This window comes from Streptomyces sp. A012304, assembly GCF_026008495.1.
Lineage (GTDB): Bacteria > Actinomycetota > Actinomycetes > Streptomycetales > Streptomycetaceae > Streptomyces.
Genome location: NZ_BQUN01000038.1, coordinates 49,537 through 61,754 on the forward strand (window position 1 = coordinate 49,537; position 12,218 = coordinate 61,754).

Genomic DNA, 12,218 nt, shown 5'->3' on the forward strand with positions numbered 1-12,218 from the left:
CGGCAAGGGCTACGACGGCCAGGGCAACCACAGCCTGTCCGTCGCGGACGTCGACGCCGACGGCAAGGACGAGATCGTGTACGGCGCGATGACCGTCGACGACAACGGCGGCGGCCTGTGGACGACGAAACTCGGCCACGGCGACGCGGGCCACGTGGGCGACCTCAACCCGTCGAGGGCGGGCCTGGAGTACTTCAAGGTGTCCGAGGACTCCAGCAAGCCCGGCTCCTGGATGGCGGACGCGCGCACCGGCCAGGTCCTGTGGCAGACCGCCTCCGGCGCCGACAACGGCCGGGGCGTCGCGGCCGACGTCTACGCCGGCAGCGCGGGCGCCGAGGCCTGGTCCGCCTCCGACACCACCCTGCGCTCCGCGACCGGCGCCTCCCTCGGCCGGGAGCCGTCCAGCGTCAACTTCGTCAACTGGTGGGACGGCGACCCCGTCCGTGAACTCCTCGACGGCACCCGCGTCGACAAGTACGGCACCTCCGGCGACACCCGCCTGCTGACCGGCTCCGGCGTCCACTCCAACAACGGCACCAAGTCCACGCCGTCCCTGTCCGGGGACATCCTCGGCGACTGGCGCGAGGAGGTCGTCTGGCCGACCTCGAACAACACGGCCCTGCGCGTCTACTCCACCCCGGTCGAAACCACCACCAAGATCACCACCCTCCTCCACGACACCCAGTACCGCACGGCCCTGGCCTGGCAGAACACCGCCTACAACCAGCCCCCGCACCCGAGCTTCTTCATCGGCAACGGCATGCCGACGCCACCACGGCCGACGGTGTACACCCCGTGAGCCGGGACCCGAACGGCGCCTGAGTACCGGACGAGGGCGGCTGCGCACCGACAGGAGCGCAGCCGCCCTTCTTCATGATTGTCAGGTCACCGCGCAGTTCTGGTCACCCAGTCTGAAGGCCGTCGGCTTGGTGTTGGTGCCGGACCAGTTGCCCGTGAAGCCGAAGCTCACGGAGGAGCCGGCGGCCACGTTGCCGTTCCAGGCGATGTTCTTCGCCGTCACGGACGCACCCGACTGGGTGTGCTCGGCGTTCCAGAGCTGGGAGACCGTCTGGCCGTTGGGGAACGTCCAGTTGAGGCTCCAGCCCGACCAGGCGCTCGTCCCCGTGTTGGCCAGCTTCACGTCCGCCTGGAAGCCGCCCGACCACTGGTTGGTGATCGTGTACGTCACCGCGCAGGCGCCCGTGGGCGTCGGCTCGGTGCCACCGTCACCGCCACCGCCGGTGTCCGAGGTGTCGCCGTAGATCACGCCCCGGCCGTTGGTCGCGATGTACACCCGGCCGTAGACCCGCGGGTCACCGGTGATCGCCGCGCCCGTCCAGCCCCACTGGTGGGCATCGTCGTTGATCCGGGTCCAGGTCGCGCCCTTGTCGGTGGAACGGAAGATGCCGCGCACGCCGGCGATCTTCGCGCTGGTGTAGAGCGTCTGGTACGAGGCACCGGACGCCGCCTTGCCGAAGCCGATCGTGTCGGCCTGCTGGACGTTCGACAGCTTGGCGAAGGTCGCGCCGCCGTCGGTGGAGTGCCACAGGCCGTACGCCCCGTCGCTCGCCCCGCCCGCCAGCCAGATGTCGCCCTTCGTGCCGGGCAGCGCCTTGAAGCGCACGCTGTCGCCGCTGGGCAGACCGGTCGCCGCGGACGCCGTGAAGGTCGCGCCGCCGTCCGAACTGACGTAGAACTTGCCCGACTTGAAGCCGTAGAAGGTCTTCGGGTCGACACGGTCGGACTCCACGATCGCCCCCGCCGGGATGCCGCTCGACGCCGTCCAGGACGAGCCGAAGCCGGTGGTGTGGTGGACCCCCGTCCCCGCCGGGCTCCACACGAAGCGGCTGCCGTCCGCCGCCGCGGCCACCGTCCCGCCGCCGCTCACGCCGGAAGGATCACTGCCCGCGAACCAGTTGGCGCCGTTGTCGGTCGAGAACGCCACATGCGGACCGGAGTCCAGGTCGCCGACCCGCACCACCGTGTTCGGGTTGGACTCGGCGTAGTCCAGGCTCGTCGTCGACGTGAAGTTCGGCGAGGTGAACATCATCGACGGGACCTTCGTCAGGTCGGTGTGCCGGAAGCCGCCGATGTCACCGAGCGCGCTGATCAGCGGGGCGCCGGACGGGGGAGAGGCGAGGTCGTTGACCGCGGTCTCCTCCAGCCCCTGCACCATCGGCCGGATGGTGAACCGGCTGCCGCCGTCCCAGTTGGTCAGGTTCTCCGTGCCGTAGATCGTCGCGCCCGTGCCGTACATCATCCGGTTGGAGTTGAACGGGTCGATCTCCAGCGCCTCCGTCATCCAGCCCAGTTTCGGGGTCTGTTCGGGCGGCGTCGGGTTCGCGCCCCAGGTCAGCCAGGGCGAGGAGGACACGTCCATCGTGTAGCGGTTCGCGCGGTCGGGGTACGACGTGTAGTCCCACGCCTTCGTCCAGGTCGCGCCGCTGTCGGTCGAGCGGAAGATCTGCGTGTCCGGCCACCAGGAACTGTAGGCGGTCGCCATCACCGTGCCCGGCTTCTGCCGGTCCACCGTCAGCCCGCTGAAGCCGTAGTACGTGTCGGCCTCCGCCACCGGGCTGATGTCCGTCCACGTGCCGGTCGCCGTCGCGTATCGCCACAGCCGGCCCTTGCCGCCGTCGTACGGACCGCCCTTGTCGCTGTAGGCGAGGTACAGATGGCCGTTGACGGTGTCCAGCACACCCTTGTGCGCCAGGTACCCCGTCGGCTGGCCCGCCAGCCGCGACCAGGTCGCGCCCGCGTCCGTCGACCGGTACACCGCGTTGTCCTTGTCCGCGACCCCGACGTAGATCGTCCTCGTCGCGCTGCCCGCCGTGCCCGTGGACTCGTCGAAGGTGACCCAGACGATGCCCTGGTTGTCGGAGGCGTAACCGGACGTGTCGCTCGGGTCCTGCACGTAGTTGCCGACGTTGGGGAAGTTCGCCACCTGCGACCAGGTCACCCCGGAGTCCGTCGACCGCCACAGGCCCTTGCCGCTGGGCGCGCCCAGGTACAGCACGCTGTTGCGGTTCGGGTCGACGGCGAGCCGCTCGCCCATGCCCCGACCGGGCATGTTCCCGCCCAGCTTGAACGGCAGGTCGGTCTTCTGCCAGCTCGCCCCCCGGTTCGAGGAGCGCATCACGGCCCCGTTGCCCGGGTCCCAGCTGTTGGTGTAGGTGCCGACGGCCGCGTACACCTTGTTGGGGTCGACGGAGTCGGAGGCGAGGCTCACCACACCGGTGTGGCCCCAGTTGTCCCAGCCGACGGAGTCCAGCAGCGGCGTCCAGGTCTTGCTCGTCTCCTGCCAGCGGTAGGCGCCGCCGATGTCGGTGCGCGCGTAGGCGAGGTTCTTCTCCTTGCGGTTGAAGACGATGCCCGGGACGAAGCCGCCGCCGTCGATCCGGGCGTTCTTCCAGGTGTACGACTCTGCGGCCGGCGTCGCCTTGGGACTGCCGTCGGCCGCCAGGACGGGCGGGGTGCCCGCGAGCAGTCCGGCGGCGAGCGCCAGGACGGCCGTGAGGATGCGGGTTCTTCGCACGGTGGGGGTCCTTCCTCGCGAAGCCATGTGAAGTCATGCGGAAGGGGAGTGGTCATGCGTGGGGGGGTGCGACGACCGGGCGGTCCCCTGTGCGGGTGGGGACCGCCCGGCGCGGTACGCGGAGTTAGCGGGGACTTATTCGAGGAGCTCCGCGTACGAGCCCATGGCCGTAGCGATGTCCGCCTGGGCCCAGAACCGGTGGTACGTGAACACGGGCGCGGCTCCGCCCGCGAGGTAGCTCTCGATCTTCGACCAGTTGGGGTCGTTCTTGTAGAAGGACCTCAGCGAGGTGAAGGTCGAGGAGGAGTTGATCGTGTCGCCGTTCGGCATGGTGCCGGTCCAGCCGCTCGGGATGTACACGCCGTCGTCGAAGCGGTTGTAGTCGGCGCGGGTCTCGGGGACCGCGACGCCGAGGGCGTCCTGGTGGTTGGTCCACATGCCGTCCAGCAGCGCCTTGGCGGTCGCCTTGGCCTGCGCGTCACCGGAGCGGTCGGCGTAGTACGTCAGGGTCTTGGCGTACGCGGCCGCCACACCGACGTCGTTGGTGTAGTCGACGACGGTGACGTGCAGTCCGTTGTTGGCGCCCGGACTCGACGGGTTCCAGGTGTCGGGCTGGCCCGACCACTGGAGCGTGGAGGGGATCCGGAAGGTGCCGTCCGGGTTGATCGTGGTCTGGGACAGCGCCCAGTCGACCCACTTGTCGAGGACGGTCTTGGCCTTCGCGTCACCCGTCTGCTGGTAGTACTCGGCGACCCGCTCCATCGACCACGCCTGGAAGCCGAACCACTGGTTGGACGGCGGGTCGTGGTAGACGGGCTGCTGGTCGTAGTACATGCCGTAGAAGGTCGACTTGCCGGCCGGCGGGGGCGCGTAGCGGCCCGCCCAGCTGTTGGTCGCCCCGCCCGCGATGGCGCCCTCGCTCGACTGGAGCCAGCGGTAGAACTCCAGCTGCCGGTCCAGCGACTTCGCCCAGTCCGCCTGGCCCGTCGCCGACTTGGGCTTCAGGTCGGCGTAGTTGCTGAGCGCGTAGGCGGCCAGCGGGTTCTGGTAGCCGCCGTGGGCGTGGCTGGAGCCGATGCGCCAGGACCAGCCGGCGCTGGTGTCGGTGGCGCCGCCCCAGGCGTAGTACCAGGACATCAGGTAGTGGGAGGAGTCCTTGCCGGTACCGGCCGGGCAGGTGGAGGCCCCGACACAGTTGCCGACCTTCTTGAAGTACTTGTCGTACATCGAGTAGCGCAGGTAGTCGCCCATCTTGGCCGCCTTGGCGACCGTCGCCGACACCTGGCCGCCCTTGCCCTGCTGGTCGGCCCAGATGTCCGCCCAGTACGCGGCCTGCACCGCGCGCGCGTCGGCGTCCGGCGCGTTGGTGAACTTCCACTGCTTGGCGTAGGAGGCGTCACCGGTGAACAGATCCAGGTACCCGTTCCTGCCGCCGTACTTGAACGCGTCACAGGTCGGCTGCGGCACGGTCTCCCACACCGACTCCTGCGCACCGCGCTGGAAGGTGTTGATGTACGACGGGCCGGTGTCCGACGGGCCGGCCTCGCACTTGCCGGGCGAGTTGCCGTAGCCGTAGACGTTGTCGACGTCCTGGAGCCAGTGCATGCCGTAGATGTCGTCCGTGCCGTACGCGGTCTTCAGCTCACCGGCGATCGGATCCGATCCCACCGACACCGCCGTGTCCAGCTTCGCCGGGTACTCGTTCGGGGTGTCCAGCTCCGGCGCGTACGTCGCCGGCTTCGAGGCATTGTAGAAGGAGGTCGTCGGCTGGTCGGCGTGCGTGGGGATCATGTACTTCTCCATGATCTCCCAGGCGCCGTTGAACTTGGTCCAGTCGCCCGTGACCTTGCCGTACATCGCCTGGAGCCACAGCAGGTAGCTGTAGGCCTCGGAGGTGGTCTGGTGGCCGTGGTCCGGGGCCTCGACGATCAGCGTCTCCACCGAGTGGTAGGGGATGCCCTCGGGGGAGAAGTAGCCGTTCGCCGGGTTGGTGATCTTGCCGTACAGCTCCAGGAACCGGGCGTCGTACTCCTTGGTGCCGGCGATCTGGGTGGCGGTCACCGAGGCCTTCGCGTGCCCGGTCGCCGTCGAGTCGAAGGTCGCCGCGCCCGTGCCCGTGGCGGCGGCGGTGATGGTGACCTTCTGCGCGGTGTTCCAGTTCGACGGCGTGAAGGTGAGGCTCGCTCCGCCGGTCACCGTCAGCGCGGTGTTCCCGCTCGCGCGGGTGGTCGTGACGGTCACGTTGGCCGACGGCTGCGTCGACAGCCTGACCTCGTACGTCCCCGTCTTGCCCTGCTGCACGGCGAGCTGGTTGGTGGAGGCGACCACGGCCGGTCCCGAGGCGACCGTGATGCCGACCGGCGCCGACGACCCCGAGGCGCCCAGGCTGTCGTAGGCCTTCGCCACCAGGGAGTGGCTGCCCACGGACAAGTTGGAGGCGGACAGGGAGTACGGCGCGCTGGTGTCGGTGCCCAGCAGCGTCGTGTCGTCGTAGAACTCGACCTTGGTGATGGTCGCGCTGTCCGCGGCCGCGGCGGTCGCCGCGAGCGGCACCGCGTCGCCCTGCGTGTAGACGGCACCCGGCTTCGGGCTGGTCAGCACGGTGACGGGGGGCTGGTGGGCCCCGGTGCACGGAGTGCCGTTGACGGTGAAGGTCGTGGGAGCGGCGTTGGTGCCGCTGTAGGTGAACTGCGCGCCCGTACTGACCGCCGCGCCGGCGGCGATCGTCCCGTTGTACGAGGCGTTGGTCACCGTGATCTGCTGACCCGACTGCGACCAGGTGCCGTTCCAGCCGTTGCTCAGCTTCTGGTTGCCGCCGTAGGAGTACGTCAGGGTCCAGCCGCTGATCGGGTCCGTGCCCCGGTTGGTGAGGGTCAGGGCCGCGGTGAAGCCGGAGCCCCAGTCGTTGGTCTTGTAGTCCACGCTGCACTGAAGTGCCGCCGCCTGGGCGGAGGTTGTGCTCGTGCTCAGCATGGCCACGGGGAGAGCGAGGGCCGCCACGACGGCGGTCCACAGCCGTCGCGCCGCGCGACGCCTGCGTGAGGGTTCCATGATGCTGGTTCCTCCTTGCGGCTCGGGGAAGTGGGGGAGGAGCAACAAGCCTTGAACCAGTGGGAGCGCTCCCATAGTGCGGACGGCCTGAAGAAGGGTCAAGGTGCTTGAAGAGTCGAAAAGATTCGACGTCCGGGGTTGAGGAAAAGTCAGTACCTCCCCTGTTCTTTGCCGACACTTGGCGCTAGCTTCGTTGACACCAGTGGGAGCGATTCCATCAGTCGACGCGTCCGTCCCGACGCGCCCGAGCTGCAAGGAGTCGCTCATGCGACACCCCCCGCGTTCAGTACTTTTAGCCGTCGCCGGGACGGCCGCCCTCGTCGAGGGCGCGGCCCTGCCGGTCGTGACGGCGCGGGGAGCGGCGCCCGTGTGCACGGTGGCGTACTCCGTCACCGGCCAGTGGGACGCCGGCTTCCCGGGGGCCGTGCGGTCGTGGCCGGGCTCGCCCACCCCGACGACCTGAGCCGGTGGCCGACCTGCCGGACCATCGGCCCGGTGGGCTGCCTCGCCGCCGCACGGCCTGCGCACAGCCGCAACTCCCGCGTCGGCGACAGCTGTCGGAACTCCACGCCCGCCCCCGTCGCGACCGCTCCTCGGATCCGGCGCGGGTCTCCGACCACGACGGGACACGCACCACCGCGTACGGCACCGGGCCGCGCGGCCGTCCGCGCGCCCTGAACGAATGACACCCGTACCGACCCCGACCCCCGCGGGTGAGTACGACTCCCCACGGACCACACCCGCGGCCGAGAAGGAAAGCGCACCGACCGAAATCCGCAGATGAGAAGGAAACCCGCACTCATGAGCCGTAGCAGAACAGCGATGCTCGCCGCACTGGCGCTGGTCGCCGGTGCCTCCGGGACGGCGCTCGCGGTCGTCCCCGGTGACGCCGGCATCGCCGCCGTGCCCTGCACCGTCGACTACAAGGTGCAGAACCAGTGGGACACCGGCTTCACCGCCAACGTCACCGTCACCAACAACTCGGCCGCCAAGTCGAGTTGGTCGGTGAAGTGGGCGTACGCCGGCAACCAGAGGGTCACCAGCGCCTGGAACGCCAAGGTCAGCCAGTCCGGTACGGCCGTCACCGCGGCCAACGAGAACTACAACGGGACACTGGCGACCGGCGCCTCGGTGAGCTTCGGCTTCCAGGGCAGCTACAGCGGCACCAACGCCGTCCCGGCCACGTTCACCCTCGACGGCGTGACCTGCAACGTGGACGACGGCGGCGGCGGCGGCCCCACCACGCCCGGTCCCGGCACCGGCAGCAGGGTCGACAACCCGTACGCCGGCGCCAAGGTGTACGTGAACCCGCAGTGGTCGGCGAACGCCGCCGCCGAACCGGGCGGCAGCCGCATCGCCAACCAGCCCACCGGTGTCTGGCTGGACCGCATCGCCGCGATCAACGGCGCCGGCGGCAAGATGGGCCTGCGCGCCCACCTCGACGAGGCGCTGCGCCAGAAGGGCTCCGGCGAGATCGTCGTCCAGCTGGTCATCTACAACCTGCCCGGACGCGACTGCTCGGCCCTCGCCTCCAACGGCGAGCTCGGCCCGACGGAGATCGACAAGTACAAGACGCAGTACATCGACCCGATCGCCGCGATCCTCGCCGACCCCAAGTACGCCGGTCTGCGGATCGTCAACGCGATCGAGATCGACTCACTGCCCAACCTCGTCACCAACACCGGCAGCCGGCCCACGGCCACCCCGCAGTGCGACGTGATGAAGGCCAACGGCAACTACCAGAAGGGCGTCGGCTACGCCCTGAACAAGCTCGGTGACGTGCCCAACGTCTACAACTACATCGACGCCGGGCACCACGGCTGGCTCGGCTGGGACGACAACTTCGCCCCCAGCGCCACCGTGATGAAGGAGGCGGCCACCACCGAGGGCGCCACCGTCAACGACGTCCACGGCTTCATCACCAACACGGCCAACTACAGCGCCCTGAAGGAGAACAACTTCACCCTCAACGACAACGTGGGCGGCAAGTCGGCCCGCGAGTCGAAGTGGATCGACTGGAACCGCTACGTCGACGAGCTGTCCTTCGCCCAGGCCTTCCGCAACCAGCTGGTGACCTCCGGCTTCAACTCCGGTATCGGCATGCTGATCGACACCTCCCGCAACGGCTGGGGCGGCACCGCCCGGCCGACCGGCCCGGGCGCCACGACCACCATCGACACCTACATCGACGGCGGCCGCTACGACCGCCGCATCCACGTCGGCAACTGGTGCAACCAGTCCGGCGCCGGCCTCGGCGAACGTCCGCAGGCCTCCCCGGCGGCCGGGATCGACGCGTACGTCTGGATGAAGCCGCCGGGCGAGTCCGACGGCTCCAGCAGCGCCATCCCGAACACCGAGGGCAAGGGCTTCGACCGGATGTGCGACCCGACCTACACGGGTAACCCCCGCAACAACTACAACATGTCCGGCGCCCTGCCCAACGCCCCGATCTCCGGGCACTGGTTCTCGGCGCAGTTCCAGCAGCTGATGCAGAACGCGTACCCGCCGCTGTCCTGACGGCCGGGTGACGCAGCCGGGCCCCGGCTCGGTCGCTGAGGTGGCCTTCCCCGGCCGTGCCCCGGGAGGGACGGGTCAGGCCCGCCCCTCCCGGGTGAGCCCCCGGCGGACGGCGAACTCCACGGCCGAGTAGTACCCGTCCGGCCGCTCCCCGCACGTGGGGGGGGCGGCCGGACTCAGCCATGGCCGCGCCGTGCGCGGGGCCGTGCGGGTGGGGGACAGCGGTGGGAACCCGGCCGGTGAGCGGCTTGCGGCCGGCACCGGCTTTTTTGCCGTATCGGCAACAGTGGTGGCCCTCGGGCGGTGCGTCGTCGCACGCTGGCGGCATTCCGGACGAGAGGCTGACCACCATGGACGACCAGCAGCAGGCACACCACGGCCACCACGGCCACCAGGGCGACGCGCACGACCACGGCCCGGGTCACGGGCATGGGAACGGTCACGGTCACGGCCACGGCCACGGCCATGCGCACGGGCACGGCACCGACATCGACTGGGCCGACATGGCGCCCCACCTGGAGGCCCAGGCCGAACTCTTCACCCCCCTGTACGAGCGGGCCCTGTCCTGGCTGGGCAAGGAGGTGACCGAGCCGGGCCTGATCGTCGACGCGGGCAGTGGTCCCGGGGTCGTGTCCTGTCTGTTCGCCGAGACGTTCCCCGGCGCGCGGGTCATGGCCGTCGACGGCTCCGAGCCGCTCCTGGAGCGGGCCCGGGCGCGCGCCGACCGGCTCGGCTTCGGGGACCGCTTCGGCACCCTCGCCGGTGACCTCCCCGGCGCCCTCGCGGAGCTGGACTACCCGGCCGACCTGCTGTGGGCGGGGCGCAGTCTGCACCACCTGGGCGACCAGCGCGCCGCCCTCGCCGCCTTCGCCGATCGGCTGGCGCCCGGCGGCACCCTGGCGATCATGGAGGGCGGTCTGCCGCCCCGGTACCTGCCGCGCGACCTGGGCTTCGGCCGCCCCGGCCTGGAGGCGCGGATCGACGCGCTGGAGGCGGAGTGGTTCGCCCGCATGCGGGCCGACCTGCCCGGCTCCGTCGACGAGAACGAGGACTGGGCGGCGCTGCTGAACGCCGTGGGCCTCGAGCACCCCCGCACCCGCAGCTTCCTCCTCGACCTGCCCGCCCCCGCCTCCGACCGGGCCCGCGCCCATGTCGCCACCTCCCTCGGCCGGCTGCGCGACGTCGTCGGCGAGGACCTCGACGCGCAGGACCGCGCCACGCTCGACCGGCTGCTGGATCCGCAGGACCCGGGGAGCGTGCACCGCAGGCCGGACGTCTTCGTCCTGGCGGCCCACACCGTGCACACGGCCGTGAAGCCGGCGTAGCCGGTCAACCGCCCCCGCGGGGGCTTGACTTGGAGAGAACTCCAAGTGGTGGACTCCCTCCCGTTCACGTCACACGATGGGGGTGCACCATGACCGACTCTCCGAACGCGCCGACCGCACCGGTCGCGCTGATCACCGGCGGCGGCAGCGGCATCGGCGCCGCGGTCGCGCGGCAGTTGCTGGCCGCGGGGTACCGGGTCGCCGTCACCGGGCGCGGCGCGGAGCGGCTGCGCTCCTTCGCCGCGGAACTGGGCGAGCCGGAGGGGCTGTTGACGGTCGTCGGCAGCACGGCGGAATACGACTCCGTACAGTCCGCGGTCGACCGCACGCTCAAGGCCTACGGCCGACTGGACACAGTCGTCGCCAACGCCGGAACCGCCACCCATGACTCCGTCGCCGAGGGCGACCCGGCCGGCTGGACCGACATGGTCCTGACGAACGTGCTGGGTCCCGCGTTCCTCATCCGGGCCTCCATCGGCGCACTCAAGGAGACCCGGGGCCGGATCGTGCTGGTCGGCAGCGTCGCTGGCTTCGTGCCCACGCCGGGCAACCTCTACGGGGCCACCAAGTGGGCGGTGACCGGCCTCGCGGAGAACACCCGCCGCCAGGTCACCGAGTGGGGCGTCGGCGTGACCCTGGTCGCGCCCGGCCGGGTGGAGACCCCGTTCTGGGACAGCTACGGCAGCCTGCCGCCCGGGCACCTGCTCACCGCCGACCAGATCGCCGACTCGGTGGTGTGGGCGATCCGGCAGCCCGCGGGGGTCGACGTCAACACCGTCGTCGTCCGCCCCCTCGGACAGCCCAACTGACGCGTCGAGGGCGCCCCCCGGGCACGGGGGACGCCCTCGACGGTGTGGTGGGACGCTCAGGCCATGTCGAACGTGGCCGGGTCCGGGCCGATGCGCCGGTCCTCGTTGAGGGCGCTGATCGCGGCCAGGTCCTCGGTGTCCAGGCTGAAGTCGAACACTTCGATGTTCTCCTTGATCCGGGACGGCGTCACGGACTTCGGGATCACCACGTTGCCGAGCTGGAGGTGCCAGCGCAGCACGACCTGCGCCGGGGTGCGGCCGTGCTTCTGGGCGATCGCGACGATCGCCGGGACCTCCAGCAGGCCCTTGCCCTGGCCGAGCGGCGACCAGGCCTCGGTGGCGATGCCCTGCTCCGCGTGGAACTCCCGCGCGGCGTTCTGCTGGAGGTGCGGGTGCAGCTCGATCTGGTTGACCGCCGGGATGACCGACGTCTCACCGATCAGCCGCTCCAGGTGCTCCGGCAGGAAGTTGGAGACGCCGATGGCTCGCGCACGGCCGTCCGCGAGGAGCTTCTCGAACGCCTTGTAGGTGTCGACGTAGGTGTCCCGGGCCGGCAGCGGCCAGTGGATGAGGTACAGGTCGACGTAGTCCAGGCCCAGCTTCCCGAGCGAGGTGTCGAACGCGCGCAGCGTCGAGTCGTATCCCTGCTCGCTGTTCCAGAGCTTGGTGGTGACGAAGATGTCCTCGCGGGGCACCCCGGCGGAGGCGATGGCCTTGCCGGTGCCCTCTTCGTTGCCGTAGATCGCCGCTGTGTCGATGCTGCGGTACCCGGCCTCCAGCGCCGTGGTGACCGCCTGCTCCGCCTCGTCGTCCGGCACCTGCCAGACGCCGAAGCCCAGCTGGGGCATCTCGACGCCGTTGTTGAGGATGATCGGGGGGACCTTGCTGCTCACGAGCTCTTGATCCTTCGGTTGTCCGTCAAGTGGTACTCCCATCGTCAACGATCACGAGGCGCGCCGCATTCCTGACCCCCGAATTCGT

Annotated in this window: 6 protein-coding genes and 1 pseudogene; 4 read left to right on the forward strand and 3 right to left on the reverse strand. The window is 70.3% G+C overall.

What is annotated here, in order from left to right:
• Nucleotides 1-799: pseudogene (locus ALMP_RS08920) on the forward strand (rhamnogalacturonan lyase); the annotation flags it as partial.
• An 81-nt stretch (nucleotides 800-880) separates the two neighbouring features.
• On the opposite strand, the gene ALMP_RS08925 reads toward ALMP_RS08920, so the two are convergent.
• Nucleotides 881-3,535, reverse strand: a complete 2,655-nt coding sequence (locus tag ALMP_RS08925; protein ID WP_264925736.1) for a cellulose binding domain-containing protein — start codon at nucleotides 3,533-3,535, stop codon at nucleotides 881-883.
• 135 nt (nucleotides 3,536-3,670) lie between these two features.
• Entirely contained in the window at nucleotides 3,671-6,586 is a 2,916-nt protein-coding gene (locus tag ALMP_RS08930; protein WP_264925737.1) for a glycoside hydrolase family 48 protein, read from the reverse strand.
• 801 nt (nucleotides 6,587-7,387) lie between these two features.
• On the opposite strand from ALMP_RS08930, the gene ALMP_RS08935 reads away from it, so the two are divergent.
• From ALMP_RS08935 to ALMP_RS08945, 3 genes are all read left to right on the forward strand, one after another.
• Nucleotides 7,388-9,103 carry a glycoside hydrolase family 6 protein gene (locus ALMP_RS08935; protein ID WP_264925738.1) on the forward strand — a complete coding sequence of 572 codons (1,716 nt, stop codon included), beginning with the start codon at nucleotides 7,388-7,390 and terminating at the stop codon, nucleotides 9,101-9,103.
• Nucleotides 9,104-9,453: 350 nt separating this feature from the next.
• On the forward strand, nucleotides 9,454-10,428 hold the full coding sequence (locus ALMP_RS08940; protein ID WP_264925739.1) for a trans-aconitate 2-methyltransferase: 975 nt from the start codon (nucleotides 9,454-9,456) through the stop codon (nucleotides 10,426-10,428).
• Nucleotides 10,429-10,517: 89 nt separating this feature from the next.
• Nucleotides 10,518-11,237, forward strand: a complete 720-nt coding sequence (locus ALMP_RS08945) for an SDR family oxidoreductase (protein WP_264925740.1) — start codon at nucleotides 10,518-10,520, stop codon at nucleotides 11,235-11,237.
• Nucleotides 11,238-11,293: 56 nt separating this feature from the next.
• Here the strand turns inward: ALMP_RS08945 and ALMP_RS08950 are convergent, their stop codons facing one another.
• Nucleotides 11,294-12,130: an aldo/keto reductase gene (locus ALMP_RS08950; RefSeq protein ID WP_309299446.1), complete on the reverse strand. Its 837-nt coding sequence runs from the start codon at nucleotides 12,128-12,130 to the stop codon at nucleotides 11,294-11,296.
• Between the last annotated feature and the right edge of the window lie 88 nt (nucleotides 12,131-12,218).

What these genes read in the sequence shown, in the direction of transcription:
- ALMP_RS08945 (WP_264925740.1), top strand. Translation starts at nt 10,518, where the DNA reads ATGACCGACTCTCCGAACGCGCCGACCGCACCGGTCGCGCTGATCACC.
- ALMP_RS08940 (WP_264925739.1), top strand. Translation starts at nt 9,454, where the DNA reads ATGGACGACCAGCAGCAGGCACACCACGGCCACCACGGCCACCAGGGC.
- ALMP_RS08935 (WP_264925738.1), top strand. Translation starts at nt 7,388, where the DNA reads ATGAGCCGTAGCAGAACAGCGATGCTCGCCGCACTGGCGCTGGTCGCC.
- ALMP_RS08930 (WP_264925737.1), bottom strand. Translation starts at nt 6,586, where the DNA reads ATGGAACCCTCACGCAGGCGTCGCGCGGCGCGACGGCTGTGGACCGCC.